The following is a 19695-nucleotide window of genomic DNA, read 5'->3' as shown; positions in this document are numbered from 1 at the left end:
AAAAATATTGAGTGCAATCTTATACTTAATAGATTTGAGTAGCAATTTTATTAAAAAATAAATTTATTATTTTTAAATCACTTAAATGAAAAAAAACCTGAACGAATTCAGGTTTTCTAAGTTTGTTTATTAAATTCTAATTTAATTTAAGTTTACTAAAACTCAAATTTCCATCGGTGCTTTGTATAACAATTGTATCTCCTGGCAAAAATTCTCCCGCCAAGATTTTTTGAGCCAATGTATTTTCAACCTTTTGTTGAATAGCACGTTTAAGTGGTCGAGCCCCATAGATTGGGTCATATCCTGCCTCAATTAATTCATCGAAAGCAGTGTCATCTACAGTCAAACTTAAATCACGATCAGCCAAACGAGCACGTAAGCGATCTAACTGAATATCCGCGATACCTCGAATCTGCGATTTTTTCAGTGCATGGAAGATTACAAGCTCATCAATTCGGTTAATAAACTCTGGTCTAAAATGCTCAGAAACAGCAGCCATCACAACACTGCGTACATCTTGTTCCGTCGCCATGTCACCTAATTCGCGCACTTCATTTGAACCTAAGTTTGAAGTCATGACGATCACGGTATTTTTAAAATCCACCACACGCCCTTGCGAATCAGTCAAGCGACCATCGTCAAGTACCTGAAGCAGAATGTTAAATACATCTGGATGAGCCTTCTCTACTTCATCAAATAACACCACGCTATAAGGCTTACGGCGTACTGCTTCAGTTAGCACACCACCCTCTTCATAACCAACATAACCAGGAGGTGCTCCCACCAAACGACTAACAGAATGTTTCTCCATAAATTCAGACATATCGATACGGATCATGGCATCGTCACTGTCAAATAAGAAGTTTGCTAAAGCTTTAGTTAACTCAGTTTTCCCAACACCTGTTGGACCTAAAAATAAGAATGAACCACTTGGGCGATTCGGATCTGAAAGTCCAGCACGTGAGCGTCGTACCGCATTAGAAACTGCAACTACCGCTTCATCTTGGCCTACGACGCGGTTATGTAAAAATGTTTCCATATTGAGTAATTTTTCACGCTCACCCTGTAGCATTTTTGCTACAGGAATTCCTGTTGCTGCACTTACAACTTCGGCAATTTCATTGTCCGTCACTTTATTACGCAATAATTTAGGTTCAACTTTCTCTTCAGATGCTTCTTCACTGAGTCGTTTCTCCAAATCAGGAATTACTCCATATTGAAGTCGTGCCATTTCAGCTAGATCATTTTCACGTTGTGCCTTTTGCATCGCAATACGTGCTTGATCAAGCTCAGCCTGAGTTTGTTGATCGCCTTGCACTAAACGCTTTTCAGAAATCCACACTTCTTCAAGATCGCTGTATTCCTTCTCCACTTCAGCAATTTGTTTTTCTAAGTGTGAAACTTCAGCTTTACTTCCTGCATCTTCATCTTTTTTTACAGCCTCAAGCTGTAATTTTAATTGAATAAGACGACGCTCTAATTTATCTAGAGACTCAGGTTTTGAATCTAGCTCCATCTTAATTCGAGATGCTGCCTCATCAATTAGATCAATCGCTTTATCTGGTAGTTGACGATCTGTAATGTATCGATGTGACATTTTAGCTGCAGCAATGATGGCAGAATCTAAGATTTTAACACCATGATGTACTTCATAGCGCTCTTTTAATCCACGTAAAATCGCAATCGTGTCTTCAACACTAGGCTCATCAACCAATACTTTTTGGAAACGACGTTCAAGTGCTGCATCTTTTTCAATGAATTGTCGATATTCATCTAATGTTGTAGCACCTACACAACGTAATTCTCCACGTGCTAAAGCAGGCTTCAACATGTTACCTGCATCCATTGCACCGTCGCCTTTACCTGCACCGACTAGAGTGTGCAACTCATCGATAAAGAGGATAATTTCACCATCATGTTTAGCAAGATCTTTTAATACAGCTTTTAAGCGCTCTTCAAATTCACCACGATATTTTGCACCAGCTAAAAGCGATCCAAGATCAAGTGATAAGACACGTTTATTTTTTAAACTTTCAGGCACTTCTCCATTAACGATACGCTGTGCTAAACCCTCAACAATGGCAGTTTTACCAACACCCGGCTCACCAATCAAAACAGGATTATTTTTTGTACGGCGTGATAAAACTTGGACTGTTCGACGAATTTCATCATCTCGCCCAATCACTGGATCAAGCTTGCCAGAAAGTGCTCGCTCAGTGAGATCAATGGTGTATTTGTTTAATGAATCACGTTGATCTTCATGATTGTTACTCATGACTTTTTCATCACCTCGAACTTTAGTTATCGCCGCTTTTAAACCTGCGGATTGAACACCAACCGCATTTAAAATAGTTTTGGTTGCACCTGTTTCTGCTAAACCAAGTAACACCCAATCTGTTGAAAGAAACTCATCACCCGATTTTTGTGCATAACTATCTGCCAAGTTAAGCGCTTTAACCGCATCTGGACTGAGATTGATATCCCCAGTTGGATGGGCAAGTGTTGGTGCATCAGCAAGCGCCTGTTGCAACTTTGTGCTCAATTCTCGTAAATTCGCCCCTGCCTGCTGCAACAAACTCATATTTGATGGCTCTTCAAGCAGTGTCGATAGTATATGGATGCCTTCAATCGCTGTATGATCCTTGCCCATTGCTAAAGATTGCGCATCAGATAAGGCTTGCTGTAAGCGATTTGTAAATTTTTCAAAACGCATTATTATTTTCCTCACAACAAATTTGGTACTTGCTTAGTTAATGGGTGAGAAGCGTCATATTTCAAGTCGGTTTTTTAATTATTTTCTTAAATTTCAATTATTTAAAAAATAAAGATAGATTATAATTATAATATTTGTGCTGCTCATACATTTTTCAATACCACTTCACAATTTTTTCATGGTGATTATGATATTTATCTACTATTCACTACATATGACAAAGAAAATATATTCTCAGTAAACGGTCATTATTGTTCTCAAATCATCACATAGGAGTACGCCGAACTTATATCGACCTAATCGGTACATGTTGTGCAAAATCATTCAATATGAATTTATAAGATAAACATTTAATTTTATATTTATTTAAAGAATATAGATAAAACTTATAATAATCACCGTTTTCCATAAACGGATGATTTAATCATTCAGGCATACTTACATGAATCATTTTATAAATCTCTCAGAAAATAAAGTCCATCAAGATAAAATTAAATTTATTTTATCTGAAGCAAAAAAAAATGTAGAAGAGCATACACTCCTCTTTGCAGGCTCTTTAAAACCCCAAGATGCGTGGCTTTTATTTCAATCCCAGCAAGCGATCATTATTGATGTCAGAACACATGAAGAGCGAAAATTTGTAGGTTATGTCGAACATTCAGAACATATTCCTTGGCTGACAGGCATCTCACTTGAACGTAACCCAGAGTTTTTAGAGAAGTTACAATCTTTTGTTAATGCATATGACATCATTTTGCTCATGTGCCGTAGTGGAAAGCGCTCTGCAGCAGCAGCGAGTGTGGCGTATAACGCTGGTTTCACGAACGTATACAATATCGATCAAGGTTTTGAAGGTGATTTAGACCCTAACTCACATCGTGGTACTTACAATGGCTGGCGATTTCACAATCTGCCATGGGTACAAGAGTAAAATTGATTCGCTCAACTTACATAAAAAAAGCAACCTTAAGGTTGCTTTTTTCAACTCGATAAAATCAAGCTTCGGCTTCAATGATTTCAAAATCATGTGTAATTTCAACACCACCATCTGAAAGCATTTTACTTGCTGAGCAATATTTTTCTGCAGATAGCTCAACCGCTTTAGCGACTTGCTTTTCTTTAACTGCTTTTCCTGTAACCACAAAATGCAAATGTATCTTTGTGAAAACCGCAGGAATTGTGTCTGCCCTCTCAGCTTTCAACTGACATTGAACACCAGTCACATCTTGTCTAGATTTTTTTAATATGGTCACAATATCAAACGAAGCACACCCACCAAGCCCCATTAAAATGAGTTCCATCGGACGTGGACCACGGTTTTCACCACCGTAAGCTTCAGCACCATCCATGATAATTTGGTGACCGCTTTCAGATTTTGCTTCAAAAGCAACATTCTCTAACCAATGTACGCTAGTATGCATTGCAACTACCTAAAAAAAACTATAAATTTACTTAGGACTGTACACTAGCATATATTGAGCTGATAAGGAATTTCACCTCTTATGCTTCACGTGGCAAGTTTATTTAGGTCTAAAGATCTAGTTACTATCCAAATCGGAATTTAAAAAGCATGACTTCTAATTTTTCACAACTTAGTACAGATGCTTTGTCGCCAGGTCAATTACCTGAATCTGTCAAAGCTTTGCTCAAGCGTGCGCACATCAATAGATTTCCAAAACGAACTTCAATTATTGATGCGGGCTCAGAGTCGAAATCTCTGTATCTAATTTTAAAAGGGTCGGTTTCAATTATTTTACGTGAAGATGATGAACGTGAAATTGTTGTAGCCTATTTAAACCCAGGGGACTTTTTTGGAGAGATGGGATTATTTGAAAGTAATCCTCAGCGTACTGCAGAAGTACGTACACGTGATGTATGTGAGATTGCTGAAATTTCATATGCTAACTTCCATGAAGTAAGTAAGCAGTATCCAGATCTTAGCTATGCGGTGTTCGCACAGCTCGTTCGTCGCTTAAAAAATACAACTCGAAAAGTAACTGACCTAGCATTTATTGATGTATCGGGTCGTATTGCACGTTGTTTAATCGACTTGTCAGCTCAACCTGAAGCAATGATTCTTCCAAATGGACGCCAAATTCGTATTACTCGTCAAGAAATTGGTCGTATTGTAGGTTGTTCACGTGAAATGGTTGGTCGTGTTCTTAAAACACTTGAAGAACAAGGCATGATTGAAACTGATGGTAAAGCTATCTTAATTTTTGATTCATCATTAGAAGCAGTAAATTCTGTTGAAGAAGACTTTGACAACAATGATGATGAATAAATTTTCATCTGATCTACATTCAAAAAAGCAAATCTGACGATTTGCTTTTTTATTGCCTTTTTTCTGAAAACTTTCGAATTTATTTTACATACGTTTTGAATCTTAGATTAGGTATGATTTCAATATATCAACTTAAAAAATACAGCAAGGATGTTGAGCATGAAATTTAATCGACTTGGGCAAACAGATATACACGTTCCCGAAATTTGTTTAGGAACAATGACCTTTGGTGAGCAAAATAGCCAGTCCGAGGCTTTCCAACAACTGGAATATGCACTCGAGCGGGGGTTAAATTTTTGGGATACTGCAGAGATGTACCCAGTACCACCTAAAGTCGAAACTCAAGGCTCGACGGAAGAAATTATCGGCAATTGGATTCAGCAGCACGGCCAACGTGATCAACTTTTTCTTGCTTCAAAAATTGCAGGTCCAGGCCAAGGTGGTAGCAATATTAGAGGCGGCACAACTCGCTATACTGCCAGCGACATCAGCTCAGCCTTAGACTCAAATCTTAGACGCTTAAAAACTGACTATATTGATCTTTATCAGCTGCATTGGCCTCAACGCCCAACCAATATGTTTGGTCAATTGGGTTATACCAATCACCATGCTCACAGTACACTAGATATCACACCACTCGAGGAAACCTTATCTGCCCTTCAAGCGGAAATTAATAGAGGTAGAATTCGTTATATCGGACTCTCCAATGAGACACCATGGGGAACCATGAAATTTCTACATTTAGCTGAAAAGTTAGGGCTGTCTAAATTTGTTTCTGTACAAAACCCCTATAACTTATTAAATCGTACCTATGAAATCGGCATGTCGGAGATTGCTAAATTTGAAGGCATCGGTTTACTGGCCTATTCACCGCTCGCTTTTGGCTATTTAACAGGAAAATTTAGACATGGTGCGAGACCTGCAAATGCCAGAGTCACCTTATACTCTAGATTTGTGCGTTATAGTAATCCTGAAAGTGAATGGGCAACTGAACAATACGCCCTCTTAGCAGAAAAACATGGACTGACATTAACGCAATTGGCGTTAGCTTTCATTAAGCAGCAGTTCTTCGTGACCAGCACAATCATTGGTGCAACCGATTTAAATCAACTCAAAGAAAATATTGATGCTTTTAATGTGTCATTGTCAGAAGAAATACTTCAGGAAATTGAGATCATCCATAAACAACAGCCAAATCCAGCACCTTAAGTGTCTAATAAATTCGATTTCAATACATTTGAATCAAAGCCATACTGTGATAACAATTTACTAAGTGGTGAATATAAAAAAAGGATGCTAACGCATCCTTTTTTAGCTTTATTCTTTTAACGGCGACTTTGGTTATAAATCGCTTGAGCTGCAGGTAAGTTTTTACGCATCGCCTCAATTCGTTGAGCATTTGAAGGGTGTGTTGATAAGAAAGATGCATTGCCGCCATTACTTGCTTTAGCCATCTTTTCCCATAATGTAATCGCTGCTTGTGGGTTATACCCAGCTCGAGCCATTAACATTAATCCGCCCTGATCAGCACGGCTCTCCAAGTTACGTGAATAAGGCAACCCTACACCCAGTTGAGAACCAATTTGTGCAACTGCTGCGCCACCTTGACCTACCCCAGCTGCACTTAAACCAACACCTAAAGCCAAGTCAGTTAAAGCTTGAGCACCCAATTTACTTTTTGCATGCTCTTCCAAAGCATGGATCATTTCATGTCCCATGATGGCCGCAATTTCAGCATCTGTTAAATTTAAACGTTCCACAATACCTGTATAAAAAACAACTTTACCACCCGGCATGACAGAAGCATTTAATTCACTTGATTTAATTACAGATACCTGCCATTGGAATGGCTGACCCGTTTGATTCATTTGATCAGCATATGGACGCAAACGATTGTATACATTCGTAATACGCTTATAGGTATTTGAGCTTGTATCCAATAAGCCCTTGCTGCGAGCTGTATCAATGGCTTGCGAGTAACTTTGTGCAGCAGCTGCATTTAATGTCGCTGAGTCCGCACCCGCCATATCCGCAAATGTTGTACACCCTGAAATCGAGATTACCGCAGATGCTGTAAGACCGAGCAATAATTTGTTCTTCATTATAATGTTCCAATCTACTTGAAAGTACTTGTTCATAATTATAGACAAACTCAACTAAGCTTAATATCTCATTTTTCTTCACTTTTTTATTTGTTATGTAATTTAGTAAACAAATTGATAGCTGATCCAAAAGACCAAACAAAAAATATTAAGCACGAGATAGGTTTGACTCCACGGTTTTAAACGAGTTTCAAGCTTCTCATCTTTACGTTTAAAAAATAAATAGGTGTTCTGAATTAAAATAATAGGGACCAATATGCAAGCGATCATAATCGACAGCCCAATAAAGACTTGGTAGACCACATCTTCGGCTACTGTTTGAGATCGAATTATCATCATCGCAATCGTGGGTGCCCCCCCCATTGCAAATAACAACGAATAAAACATTGTTCCAGAAATATTTTTATGCATCCTGCACACTCTATTATTTTATACATTCGATTTTAACAATCTCTAAGATTCAGCACAGCCAATTTTTATACAACTTTGGTCGTTGTTTAGATCAAAAAAAGCCCTGTGATATCACAGGGCTTTTTTAAAACTTTTAATTAAGCTTCAAACGGGTGACGAAGAATAATCGTTTCATCACGGTCTGGACCAGTTGATACGATGTCGATTGGACATTCGATTAACTGTTCAAGTCGCTTAATATAGTTGATTGCTGCTTCTGGCAATTGGTCTAAAGATTTAGCACCAAAAGTAGACTCAGTCCAACCAGGCATTGTTTCGTAAATTGGTTTTAAAGTTTCAAATGCAAGTGCATCAGAAGAACCTACGCAGCCCGAATCTGCAGCTTCATAACCTACACAGATTTTGATTTCTTCTAAACCATCAAGAACGTCAAGTTTAGTCAAGCAAATACCCGAAAGTGAGTTTACTTCTACTGAACGACGAAGGATTTCAGCATCGAACCAACCACAGCGACGTTGGCGACCAGTAGATGCGCCAAATTCTGAACCTACAGTACCAAGGTGCTTACCAATTGCATCACCAACATCGTTTGCAGCATCATAAACCAACTCAGTTGGGAATGGACCTGCACCTACGCGAGTTGTATAAGCTTTGGTAATACCCAATACATAGTCAAGGTGTAATGGACCAAGACCAGAACCAGAACTCACACCACCAGCAGTCGTATTTGAAGATGTTACGTATGGATAAGTACCATGGTCAACATCAAGAAGTGAGCCTTGAGCACCTTCAAACATGATGTTGTCACCGTTCTTACGATATTTATGCAATTCGCCAGTAACATCAACAACCAGTGGAGCAACAACTTCACGCCATTGATCACATAACGCAAGCACGTCTTCAAGCTTAACCGCTTCTACACCGTAGAATTGTGTTAATTGGAAGTTATGGTATTCAAGTAACTCTTCAAGCAATGCTTTAAGATGATCACCACCACGCACTAAATCAGCGACACGAACCGCACGACGTGCAACTTTATCCTCATACGCTGGACCAATACCACGACCTGTTGTACCAATCTTGGCATTCCCACGTTTTTTCTCACGTGCTTGGTCTAATGCAATATGGTTTGGCAAAATTAATGGACAGTTTGGAGAAATACGTAAACGTTCTTTAACTGGCACACCTTGCTCTTCAAGAATCGTCATCTCTTTGATTAACGCTTCAGGAGAAAGCACTACACCGTTACCAATTAAGCAAAGTACGTTTTCACGTAAAATACCAGATGGAATGAGGTGTAAAACAGTTTTCTTACCACCTACGACGAGAGTATGACCTGCATTGTGTCCACCTTGATAGCGAACAACTGCAGCCGCTTGATCTGTGAGCAGGTCAACGATTTTACCTTTACCTTCGTCGCCCCATTGGGTACCAAGTACCACAACATTCTTGCCCATAATAGCCTCATTGCATCATGCTGTTAAAATTGAAGAACATGATTTGAAATTTAGTATTCAAATCAGGTGATTAAATCTGTTCGAGTTTCCACTCACCCGCTTGATTCACCAACTGGTGAGTCGCGTTAGGTACTGAATTCAACTCATCTTGACCAAGCAACTGCACAACGCTTTTGCCTTGATCACGTAATCCTTGAATTGCTTTGACTAGGTCAGCATTATTGCCCTTAGGTGCAACGATCACTTCCAATGCTTTAAATTGACCAGCGCTTAAAGCGTATAAGTCACATGAAAAGCCAGTTGCTGGACGTGCACGACCAAAATGCTCACCAATACCATCATAACGTCCACCTTGAGCTAATGGCGCAGCACGATTTGGTGCATACACTGCATACATTAAGCCAGTGTGATAGTGATATGAACGAAGCTCTACTACATCGATACCAATATGCAGATTTGGCCAACGTTGCTGAATCGCATCTTGTGTACTTTGAACTGCATTAAATGCTTCTTGGAATGCCGAATCTTCTAAGATTTCTTGGCTTAAATGTGATTTTAAAGCGACTAAATCACTTGCATAACGACCAAGCGAATAAAAATCAGATCCGAATTTAAGTTGTTGCGTATATTCAGCAAGTTCTGGCAATGCTTTACGCTGATATAAATCAGATAGATGCGACTCTGTAGCTTTGTTCAATCCTGCATGTTTAACTAAGCTACGGAATAGACCAACGTGTCCAATATCTAAATGGATCGCCTCAGTTACACCTGTATTTTTTAATAATTCCAACATAACATCGATCATTTCGACGTCAGCATCGATACTGTCTGAACCAAACAACTCAGCACCGAGCTGTAAAGGCGCACGTGTGGTATTGAAACCTTGTGGTTTGGTATGAAGTACCGTTCCAGCGTAGCAATAGCGTGCAACACCTTCAACTGGATACACGTGTGCATCAATACGCGCCACCTGAGGCGTCATATCTGCACGCACACCAAGTAAACGACCTGAAAGTTGATCGATTACTTTAAATGTGGCTAAGTCTAAATCTTGATTCGATTCTGAAAGAGAAGATAGAGATTCGATGTATTCAATAAATGGCGTGTACACCAATTGATAACCTCGAGCTGCGAGGAAATCTAACGCGGTACGACGCAAAGTTTCAATAACTTGCGCTTGCTCTGGTAATACATCAGCTACACCATCAGGTAATAACCATGTCTCTGAAATGGGCATGTTGTAAACCTAAATTCTGTCAGCGCGGAACAAATCCGCATAAAAAAATCGGGAACACACCCGATTTCTCCTAGTCTATCACGATCAACCCCCATGTGCATCAGACTTTTAAATAATTAAATCGGAATTTTAGATTATTCATAAGCTTCTATTGGTAATTCTGAACGCACTAGCAGTTGATCTATGTTATAGACTTAAGCCTTTATAAAAGACACAGCATTTCAGTTTCATGACTGATCTGGAAATGAATGACATAAATCCAGTAAACGATTGGTATATCCCCATTCATTATCATACCAAGCATAGACTTTAGCTTGCTTCCCGACCACCATGGTTTGAGTTAAATCTACAATGAGTGAAAATGGAGAATGATTAAAGTCAGATGATACTAAAGGCTCATCTGTTACCGACATAATTTCCGAAAATTGCTCTCGTGCTGCTGAAATTAACGCTTCATTTAACTGATGGTCTGTAATTGGCTGTTGCGCTATAAATGTCAAATCAATAGCTGCCACATTAATGGTAGGAACACGAATTGAGTAACCGTCTATTCGCCCTTCCATTTTTGGCATGACACGTTTGATTGCACCTAGAGCAGATGAAGTCGTTGGAATAATGTTTTGCCCAGATGCCCTCGCACGACGTAAATCGCGGTGAACATGATCTAAAACGGATTGATCCGCTGTAACAGCATGAATTTCTGTCATTAACGCACTTTCTATGCCAAAGGCATCGTCAATAATTTTGACCAGAGGAACCAATGCTTGTGTCGTACATGAAACACTCGAAATAATCTGATCCGTAGTTTTAACCTCTGTATGATTTACCCCGTAGACAATTGCAGCATCAACCGTATCAAAAGGTGCAGCCCCAATTATCACACGTTGAGCGCCAGCATTGAGATGGCGTGTCGCTTCTGCTCGAGATCTAAATAAACCAGTACACTCTAAAACAACATCAACGTTTAAACGCTTCCATGGCAGTTGATCAGGTTCTGTTTGACAGTGGACTTCAATAGATAATTTTTTTTGATAGGCATAAATATTGAGAAATACTTGCTCTGCAACATAACTCAACTCCACTTCCCCATGAAATCTTCCATGTGTGGTGTCATATTTAAATAAATGAATTAAAGTTTCTACATCAGCCACATCATTAATCGCAACGATTTCAAAATTGAATTGTTTTGGATTTTCAAACCAAGCTCTTAAAACATTTCGCCCGATTCGTCCAAATCCATTAATTGCGATACGCTGCATATGTAACCTTCAACTCTTTAATACAAGTTCTTGAAAGCTCTATGTTAAAGTATTTCTAAAATATTCAGTAATAAATAATGGTCTTATGACTACTCAATATTTTTGATTGATCTTCGTGCGAGATACACTGCTTAAGCATTTGAAAATGATCTCAACACCAATAATGATTAAAATTTCACCTAAAATCAGAATTAAAGAGAATTGTCATTAAAACACTTTAAAATCATTGGTACAGGTGGCAAATTCCGTTATAATTTGGCGTTTTTAAACTTTTAGCCCGGTATGCTGGGGTGAATTTTTTTGTGAATTCGCACTTTATTTCCCAGACATATTATTTGCCAATACAGAATTAATGGAGTGACTTGGTTGTGAGTACTCGTTTTATGACATCAGCTGAAATTCGTGAAGCATTTTTGCGTTACTTTGAATCGCAAGGCCACACACGTGTCGCGTCGAGTTCTCTAGTTCCTGCCAACGACCCAACTTTGCTCTTTACAAATGCTGGTATGAACCAGTTCAAAGATTGCTTCTTAGGCCTAGAAAAACGAGATTATGTACGTGCAGTGTCATCACAAAAATGTGTTCGTGCTGGCGGTAAACATAACGACTTAGATAACGTGGGCTACACAGCTCGTCACCATACGTTTTTTGAAATGTTAGGTAACTTCTCTTTCGGAGATTACTTTAAACGTGACGCGATTAAATTCGCTTGGGATTTCTTAACCAATGAAAAATGGTTAGGTCTACCTAAAGACAAATTATATGCAACGGTTTATCACACTGATGATGAAGCATTCGACATCTGGAACAAAGAAATCGGTCTAGATGAGTCTCGCATTATCCGTATCGGCGACAACAAAGGCGGTCAATACGCTTCAGATAACTTCTGGGCAATGGGCGATACAGGTCCTTGTGGTCCATGTTCTGAAATTTTCTATGACCATGGCGATCACATTTGGGGCGGCTTACCAGGCACACCTGAAGAAGATGGCGACCGCTTCATCGAAATTTGGAACAACGTATTCATGCAGTTTAACCGTACTGCTGATGGCGTACTCCATCCGCTTCCTGCCCCGTCTGTCGATACAGGTATGGGCTTAGAGCGTATTTCTGCTGTTTTACAACACGTCAACTCAAACTACGAAATTGATCTATTCCAACACCTATTAAAAGCTGCAGCTGAAATTATTGGTTTAGATACTGCTGAACTTGAAGCGAAAGCGCAAGCGGAAGGCAAACCAGTTGAATACCCAGCATCACTTAAAGTCGTTGCCGACCATGCACGCTCGTGCTCATTCCTAATCGCTGATGGCGTAAACCCATCAAATGAAGGGCGTGGCTACGTTCTACGTCGTATCATCCGTCGTGCAGTTCGTCATGGTAACAAGTTGGGTGCGACAGGTTCATTCTTCCACAAAATGTTAAAGCCTTTAACCGAGGTGATGGGTGCTGCATATCCAGAACTTGCGGCAAACCAAGCACGTATCGAAGCACAACTTCTAAAAGAAGAAGAGCAATTCGCTAAAACCTTAGAACAAGGTTTGAAATTGCTAGAAGGCGAACTTGCTAACTTAAAAGGTTCTGTCATTCCGGGCGAAGTGGTCTTCAAACTTTACGACACGTACGGCTTCCCAACTGACCTTACAGCGGATATCGCACGTGAACGTGATTTAACCATTGACGAAGCTGGTTTTGAAAAAGAAATGGCTGCTCAACGTCAACGTGCACGTGATGCGGGTAAATTCGCAATCGACTACAACAGCGTTGTAAAAGTTGAAGGCGAAACTCAGTTTGACGGCTACGATGCAACTGCTGGTGAGGGTCAAATCATCGCAATCTATAAAGATGGCGAACAAGTTGATGAAGTCGTTGAAGGTGATGAAGCTTTAATCGTTCTAAACCAAACACCTTTCTATGCAGAAAGCGGTGGTCAAATCGGTGATACAGGTATCTTTAAAAACGATACAGGTATTTTCGAAGTTCAAGACACGAAAAAATCTGGTGGTGCGTTCGTTCACCAAGGTATCGTGACCATGGGTAACTTTAAAGTTACTCAAAATGTAGAAGCAACAGTTAAAGCAGACATTCGTGCAGCAACAGCACGTAACCACTCTGCGACTCACCTTCTACATGCTGCACTTCGTCAAATCTTGGGTTCACATGTTCAACAAAAAGGTTCATTGGTTGCTTCTGACGTGTTACGTTTCGACTTTGCCAATGATCAACCCGTGACATTTGAACAGATTCAAGAAATTGAACGTCTGGTAAATGCTGAAGTGATTGCCAATACGCCTGTAACAACCGAACTCCTTGACATCGAATCTGCAAAAGCTAAAGGCGCGATGATGTTGTTTGGTGAGAAATATGGCGAAGAAGTTCGCGTACTTTCTATGGGTTCAATCATTGAAGAGAAAAACTTCTCGATCGAACTTTGTGGCGGCATTCACGTAAAACGTACAGGTGACATTGGTCTGTTCAAAATCACTTCTGAAGGCGGTGTTGCTGCAGGTGTACGTCGTATTGAAGCAGTTACAGGTTCGAAAGCAATTGAGGTGGCTCAAAAAGCTGATCGAGACATCAACACGATTAATGGCTTATTGAAAGCACAAAAAGATCAAACGATTGAGAAAGTTGAAGCCTTAGCGGACACAGCATCAAGCTTACAAAAGCAAATCGATCAATTGAATCAAAAACTTGCACATTTACAGGCGGGTGAACTACTTAGCCAAGTTAAGGAAATTGCAGGTCGCAAAACGTTAATCACGACTGTTCAAGGTATGGATGCGAAATCACTTCGCAATCTACACGACGGCGTGAAATCAAAATTAGAAAATGCTGTGATTGTCCTTGCAGGTGTAGAGGGTGACAAGGTGAGCTTGATCGCATCTGTAGCTAAAGACTTCACAGCTTCTATAAAAGCAGGTGACATCATCAAACACTTAGCAACTGAGCTAGGTGGTAAAGGTGGTGGTAAGCCTGATTTGGCACAAGGTGGCGCGCCACTTAACGAGAAGTTTGCTTCTGTCATGGCAGAATTAACTGCTTGGCTAGCTGCAAAATAAAACTTCACCTTTTGTGTAACTGACCTTGAACAACTCTTCAAGGTCATGGTTTATATGGAACAACTATGGCATTAATCGTTCAAAAATATGGCGGTACTTCAATGGGTACTCCTGAGCGCATTTTAAATGTTGCTCGTCGTGTAAAGCGTTGGCATGATCACGGCCACAAGGTTGTGGTTGTTGTATCAGCAATGAGTGGTGAAACTAATCGCCTACTCGCTTTAGCGAAAGCCATTACCGACACCCCTGACCCACGAGAATTAGACCAAATGGTTTCAACGGGTGAACAGGTAACGATTTCAATGTTAGCAATGGCACTGAATTCTATCGGTGTGGAAGCGAAATCTTTGACTGGACGCCAAGTTGGTATTAAAACTGACAGCTCATTCACAAAAGCACGTATTGAATCAATTGATACAGATGTCATGACTGAACAATTAGATGCTGGTCGTGTCATCGTTGTTGCAGGTTTCCAAGGTTTTGATGCTAATGGAAACACAACAACTTTGGGTCGTGGTGGTTCTGATACTTCTGGTGTTGCATTAGCAGCTGCACTCAAAGCGGATGAATGCCAAATTTATACAGATGTGGATGGTGTATATACAACAGATCCACGTGTTGCACCAAAAGCGAAGAAAGTTGATCGTATTTCTTTTGAAGAAATGCTTGAAATGGCTTCTCTTGGTTCTAAAGTTTTACAGATCCGTTCCGTTGAGTTCGCGGGTAAATATCAAGTCCCTTTACGCGTACTATCTAGCTTCGACAATGAAAATGATGGCGCATTTGACGAAGAATTTAAAAACAACGTCGGAACACTTATCACTACTGAATTGGAAGACAACATGGAACAGCCAATTATCTCTGGTATCGCATTTAACCGTGACGAAGCTAAATTAACTATCTTAGGTGTGCCTGATCTTCCTGGTATTGCATCTAAAATTTTAAAACCGATTGGTGATGCTAATATCGAAGTGGATATGATCATCCAAAACGTTGAAGAAGATGGTACAACTGACTTCACATTCACAGTCAATCGTGGCGAACTTGCTAAAGCTAAAAAAATTCTTGAAGAAACTGCTCAAGCAATCGGTGCTCGTGAAGTTGCAACACGTGATGATATTGTAAAAGTATCTATCGTAGGTGTTGGTATGCGCTCTCATGCTGGTGTTGCAAGTAAAATGTTTACAGCACTTGCTGATGAAGGCATCAATATCCTGATGATTTCAACTTCTGAAATCAAAATCTCTGTTATTATTGAAGAAAATTATTTAGAGCTTGCTGTTCGCTCACTTCACACTGCGTTTGGTCTTGACCGCGAACATGGTGAGTCTAGCGCACGTGCTTAATTTTCTGCCATGAGTTAGCAGAAACAATGCATACTTGATGAAGAAATATTCAGAGCCACTATAGTTTTTCCTATAGTGGCTCTGTTATATTAGGTCTAGAGGTTTATGGGATAATTTCAATAGTCCTGTGCGAATGGTTAAATTCGTCACATTTATCTATTAAAATATTTCGTGGTGCCGAGGTTGTTATTTTCACTTTTTGAAAAAACTATCGCAGGTTTAGCGTTTAAGCAAGGAGATAAACATGCTGATTCTCACCCGTCGTGTTGGTGAAACATTAATGATTGGGGATCAAGTCAGTGTCACTGTACTTGGTGTAAAAGGTAACCAAGTGCGAATTGGTGTGAATGCGCCTAAAGAAGTATCTGTACATCGTGAAGAAATCTATCAACGAATTCAGCATGAACGTGCGATGCATGAGCACTTGCAACATCTTGACCAAGATTACCAACCTTCTTACGAAGAAGAGAATTACACTCAAAATGATTTCAATCGTTGATTAGAAATGATTTTGTGACTAAAGCGGCTAAATTTAGCCGCTTTAAATTTTTGGTGTTTAAGCTGTTTAAAGTCCCAATGATTTGCGTACTGGACCAAAACTACGCCTGTGCTCTTCAACCACGCCAAACTGTGCAATAGCTTCAAAATGAGCTTTGGTCGGGTAGCCCTTATGTTTTGCAAAACCAAACTGAGGATATTTAGCATCAAGTTCTAACATTTGATGATCACGTGTCACCTTAGCCAGGATACTGGCAGCAGAAATTTCTGGATGTAATGCATCTCCTCCAACTACAGCATCACAACTCATACTCAATCCTTGGGGAATTTTATTACCATCAACCAATACATGTTGTGGTTGCACAGTCAATTGTTCAACGGCACGACGCATTGCCAACAACGAAGCATTCAATATATTGAGTTCATCAATTTCGTGATGACTCGCTTCAGCGATAGCCCAAGCTAGTGCTTTTTCTTTGATCTCTATAAATAATTTTTCACGTTTTTTTTCACTGAGTTTTTTAGAATCATTTAACCCAAGAATCGGATTGTTAGGATCCAAAATTACAGCAGCCGCAACGACTGATCCTACCAGTGGACCGCGCCCTGCTTCATCAGCACCAGCAATCAACATCATTTTCCTAATTTATCCTTAAAAAAATAGGCCGATCAAAATCAGCCTATTCATGTATCTTTGAAATTAACGTACAGCTTCAGCTACACATTCATTAATAGTTTTAGTCACGATATTGCTGACGATTGTTGCACGTGCTGTTGGATCAATCGCTGCTGTAGCCAAATCAACCGTAGTTACGCTTTGAGGAGCTTTTTCACTTACACATCCACAAATTTCACCTTGGATATTTTCTTTCTGCTCTGCAGTCATTAATTTCGTTGCAGTTTTCCAAGCAGAAATATTGTTCAATTCAGTTGTGCATTTTGCATTGATCGCAATTTTAAGTGCAGCCGAACCTAACTGTTGAGTGGTATTTGCGGCAGGTGATGATGTCCCTGTTGTACCTGTAGCACAAGCTCCGAGCACTAATGTCATTGGTGCAAGTAAAGCGATTAATTTTTTCATAGTATTGTCCTTATGATCTTACGAATTGAGCTATTTTGCCTAATGTAACATCATGAAGAAATAGATTTTTTGTATTTCCCGACTATATGTTCAGTTATAAGTCGCATTCCGTTGCATATTTTCAACACTGTGTCCCATTTCAATACTTATAAATAATTTATGCTTAAATTATTATGTGCGAAATTCAATCATAAGTTTATATCATGAATAATAAATCCAAATATTACACACGTACAGCTCAAGTCTTGCATTGGGTCATGGCGATTATTTTTATCACGGCGTGGGCGATCGGCTTTTATAGCGGCAATTTTTTAAGTTATGAAGTAGATGGTAGCTTCAAAGGTGACGTCATCACGCTTCACAAAAATATTGCAACCACCATTATTTTTCTGGTCGTGGTTCGTATCTTTTGGCGCTACACTCATCCTGCACCCGAGTTACCAGAGACAATGTCTCCCCTCATGAAAAGACTCGCACATTTAGGGCATCTTGGACTTTATTTTATGCTTCTGGCTTTACCAATTACGGGTTGCTTATGGAGTTGGAGTCTCGGCTACCCTGCACCAGTATTATTCTTATTTGATCTACCTGCTTTAATAGGTGAGAATCCTCAAGTAACTGAAATTGTAAAACCACTTCATATTTGGATTTCTTGGGCTGCAGGTTTACTTTTACTCGGACATATTGCTGCGGCATTAAAGCATCACTTTATAGATAAAGATCATGTCTTAGACAGCATGACCAAACAACCTAAAGATTGATTGAGTACGGCTCTAAATTTCTGAGTTAGATTTAGAGCTAATTACACATGCTTTTAGGCTATTCAACATGGCTTTTCGAATGACTTCTTGCTTGATATCTTCGTTAACTGTTGCTTTGGCAAGTTCCTGAGCCGGAATATCTTTTAAAGCATGATTTGATACACAATCACAGGTTTCTAATTTTAATTTCTTTTTGTTTTCTTCATTCATTAAATATGTCGTTATTTTCCATATTTTCGAATGATCGACTTCACGCTCGCATTGATACTGGATGACAGGCTGTAATACACGCTGTGTCAAAGTCATATTTGCATTCGCGATAACTACAGGCAACGTTAGCAGACTCAGGCAAAGCACAGATTTCAATTTCAACATCACATTCGGCTCTATTGTTTAAAGCATCTTAAACCAAAGGTGGGATTTTGACCCCCACCTTTCAGTATGTTACATAAACAAGTTTAACTGTTTTAAATCGTGAGAATTTTATCTTTCCACTTTTGTTTTTGCTCATCGGAAATAAACGATGCTTCAAATGAATTTATAGCGAGTTGCTTTAATTCATGATTTGTTAAATCCAAGGCCTCAGCGATCGCAATAAAGTTGTCATTCATGTAGCCACCAAAATATGATGGATCATCAGAATTTACTGTAACATGCACACCCTGCTGTAACAAACGGCGAATATTGTGATCTGCCATATCATCTACAACACAAAGCTTTAAATTTGATAATGGACAAACCGTTAAAGGCATTTTTTCAGCAATCAAACGCGCCAACAACTTTGGATCTTCTTCAGAACGTACACCATGATCAATACGATTCACTTTGAGTAAATCCAAAGCTTCCCAGACATATTCTGCTGGACCTTCTTCACCTGCATGTGCAACCACCAAGAATCCTTCATCACGTGCTTTTGCAAATACCCTTTCAAATTTAGAAGGTGGATGCCCAACTTCACTTGAATCCAACCCTACCCCAATAATTTGGTCTTTGTAAGGTAAAGCTTGTTCAAGTGTTTCAAATGCTGCCTCTTCACTCAAATGACGTAAGAAACACATAATCAAATGCGTTGTGATGCCTAATTTTACCTCAGCATCGTGGCAAGCTCGTTTTAAGCCTTTAATTACCGTTTCAAATGACACACCACGATCCGTATGGGTTTGCGGATCAAAAAACATTTCAGTATGAACCACTCGATCTTCTGCACATTTTTCAAAATATGCCCATGCAAGATCATAAAAATCTTGCTCATTGATCAATACATTCGCACCTGCATAGTAAATATCTAGAAATGATTGCAGATTGTGAAAATTATAAGCCTGTTTGACTTCTTCAACTGATTGATATGGGATTGCAATTTCATTGCGCTGAGCAATGGCAAACATCAACTCAGGTTCAAATGTCCCTTCAATATGGACATGAAGCTCAGCTTTAGGTAAAGCTTTAATTAACTCAACACGGTTCATTGCTACTCCTCATGAAAC

18 protein-coding genes are annotated in these 19695 nt (G+C 39.5%); 7 read left to right on the top strand and 11 right to left on the bottom strand.

What is annotated here, in order from left to right; translation table 11 throughout:
- Positions 1–136: 136 nt before the first annotated feature.
- Positions 137–2713 (bottom strand): ATP-dependent chaperone ClpB, encoded by a 2577-nt coding sequence (clpB, locus tag AC1M89_RS01195; protein ID WP_481613737.1) that lies wholly within the window; start codon positions 2711–2713, stop codon positions 137–139.
- Between the two features lie 442 nt (positions 2714–3155).
- Between clpB and AC1M89_RS01190 the strand changes: the two genes are divergently transcribed.
- Positions 3156–3644: a rhodanese-like domain-containing protein gene (locus AC1M89_RS01190; protein WP_481613736.1), complete on the top strand. Its 489-nt coding sequence runs from the start codon at positions 3156–3158 to the stop codon at positions 3642–3644.
- Positions 3645–3708: 64 nt separating this feature from the next.
- Here AC1M89_RS01190 and AC1M89_RS01185 read toward each other — a convergent pair whose 3' ends face one another.
- Positions 3709–4134, bottom strand: a complete 426-nt coding sequence (locus AC1M89_RS01185; RefSeq protein WP_481608349.1) for an OsmC family protein — start codon at positions 4132–4134, stop codon at positions 3709–3711.
- Positions 4135–4283: 149 nt separating this feature from the next.
- On the opposite strand from AC1M89_RS01185, the gene crp reads away from it, so the two are divergent.
- Together crp and AC1M89_RS01175 are read left to right on the top strand one after the other, a co-directional pair.
- Entirely contained in the window at positions 4284–4997 is a 714-nt protein-coding gene (gene crp / locus AC1M89_RS01180; RefSeq protein ID WP_035265881.1) for a cAMP-activated global transcriptional regulator CRP, read from the top strand.
- A 159-nt stretch (positions 4998–5156) separates the two neighbouring features.
- Positions 5157–6206, top strand: coding sequence for an NADP(H)-dependent aldo-keto reductase (locus AC1M89_RS01175; protein WP_481613735.1), 1050 nt, complete (start codon positions 5157–5159; stop codon positions 6204–6206).
- A gap of 116 nt (positions 6207–6322) precedes the next feature.
- Here the strand turns inward: AC1M89_RS01175 and AC1M89_RS01170 are convergent, their stop codons facing one another.
- The 5 genes from AC1M89_RS01170 to gap all read right to left on the bottom strand — a co-directional run bounded on the left by AC1M89_RS01170 (position 6323) and on the right by gap (position 11463).
- On the bottom strand, positions 6323–7099 hold the full coding sequence (locus tag AC1M89_RS01170) for a M48 family metallopeptidase (RefSeq protein WP_035265878.1): 777 nt from the start codon (positions 7097–7099) through the stop codon (positions 6323–6325).
- 102 nt (positions 7100–7201) lie between these two features.
- Positions 7202–7510, bottom strand: coding sequence for a hypothetical protein (locus tag AC1M89_RS01165; RefSeq protein WP_180027584.1), 309 nt, complete (start codon positions 7508–7510; stop codon positions 7202–7204).
- A gap of 137 nt (positions 7511–7647) precedes the next feature.
- On the bottom strand, positions 7648–8967 hold the full coding sequence (locus AC1M89_RS01160; protein ID WP_035265875.1) for an adenylosuccinate synthase: 1320 nt from the start codon (positions 8965–8967) through the stop codon (positions 7648–7650).
- A 70-nt stretch (positions 8968–9037) separates the two neighbouring features.
- Positions 9038–10204 (bottom strand): ATP phosphoribosyltransferase regulatory subunit, encoded by a 1167-nt coding sequence (locus AC1M89_RS01155; RefSeq protein WP_035265874.1) that lies wholly within the window; start codon positions 10202–10204, stop codon positions 9038–9040.
- A 227-nt stretch (positions 10205–10431) separates the two neighbouring features.
- Positions 10432–11463: a type I glyceraldehyde-3-phosphate dehydrogenase gene (gene gap / locus AC1M89_RS01150; RefSeq protein ID WP_481588434.1), complete on the bottom strand. Its 1032-nt coding sequence runs from the start codon at positions 11461–11463 to the stop codon at positions 10432–10434.
- A 368-nt stretch (positions 11464–11831) separates the two neighbouring features.
- Between gap and alaS the strand changes: the two genes are divergently transcribed.
- From alaS to csrA, 3 genes are all read left to right on the top strand, one after another.
- Positions 11832–14525 carry an alanine--tRNA ligase gene (gene alaS, locus AC1M89_RS01145; RefSeq protein WP_180027581.1) on the top strand — a complete coding sequence of 898 codons (2694 nt, stop codon included), beginning with the start codon at positions 11832–11834 and terminating at the stop codon, positions 14523–14525.
- Between the two features lie 65 nt (positions 14526–14590).
- On the top strand, positions 14591–15871 hold the full coding sequence (locus tag AC1M89_RS01140; protein WP_092766113.1) for an aspartate kinase: 1281 nt from the start codon (positions 14591–14593) through the stop codon (positions 15869–15871).
- A gap of 244 nt (positions 15872–16115) precedes the next feature.
- Positions 16116–16370, top strand: a complete 255-nt coding sequence (gene csrA, locus AC1M89_RS01135) for a carbon storage regulator CsrA (protein WP_035265869.1) — start codon at positions 16116–16118, stop codon at positions 16368–16370.
- Positions 16371–16436: 66 nt separating this feature from the next.
- Here the strand turns inward: csrA and rnhB are convergent, their stop codons facing one another.
- Both rnhB and AC1M89_RS01125 read right to left on the bottom strand, forming a co-directional pair.
- Positions 16437–17003, bottom strand: coding sequence for a ribonuclease HII (rnhB, locus tag AC1M89_RS01130; protein WP_481595669.1), 567 nt, complete (start codon positions 17001–17003; stop codon positions 16437–16439).
- Positions 17004–17069: 66 nt separating this feature from the next.
- Positions 17070–17450, bottom strand: a complete 381-nt coding sequence (locus AC1M89_RS01125) for a hypothetical protein (protein WP_180027580.1) — start codon at positions 17448–17450, stop codon at positions 17070–17072.
- 203 nt (positions 17451–17653) lie between these two features.
- On the opposite strand from AC1M89_RS01125, the gene AC1M89_RS01120 reads away from it, so the two are divergent.
- Complete coding sequence (locus AC1M89_RS01120; protein ID WP_035265864.1) at positions 17654–18211, top strand: cytochrome b; 558 nt, start codon at positions 17654–17656, stop codon at positions 18209–18211.
- A 12-nt stretch (positions 18212–18223) separates the two neighbouring features.
- Here the strand turns inward: AC1M89_RS01120 and AC1M89_RS01115 are convergent, their stop codons facing one another.
- The gene (locus tag AC1M89_RS01115) at positions 18224–18586 is read right to left on the bottom strand and encodes a hypothetical protein (protein ID WP_481588436.1); all 363 of its coding nucleotides are present in this window, start codon (positions 18584–18586) and stop codon (positions 18224–18226) included.
- A 92-nt stretch (positions 18587–18678) separates the two neighbouring features.
- Positions 18679–19677: an adenosine deaminase gene (locus AC1M89_RS01110; protein ID WP_481588437.1), complete on the bottom strand. Its 999-nt coding sequence runs from the start codon at positions 19675–19677 to the stop codon at positions 18679–18681.
- Positions 19678–19695: the final 18 nt, after the last annotated feature.

It is taken from the genome of Acinetobacter sp. ANC_7635 (assembly GCF_056779945.1).
The sequence above is the reverse complement of the archived record's forward strand: the minus strand, read 5'-3'. Positions and strand labels throughout refer to the sequence as shown.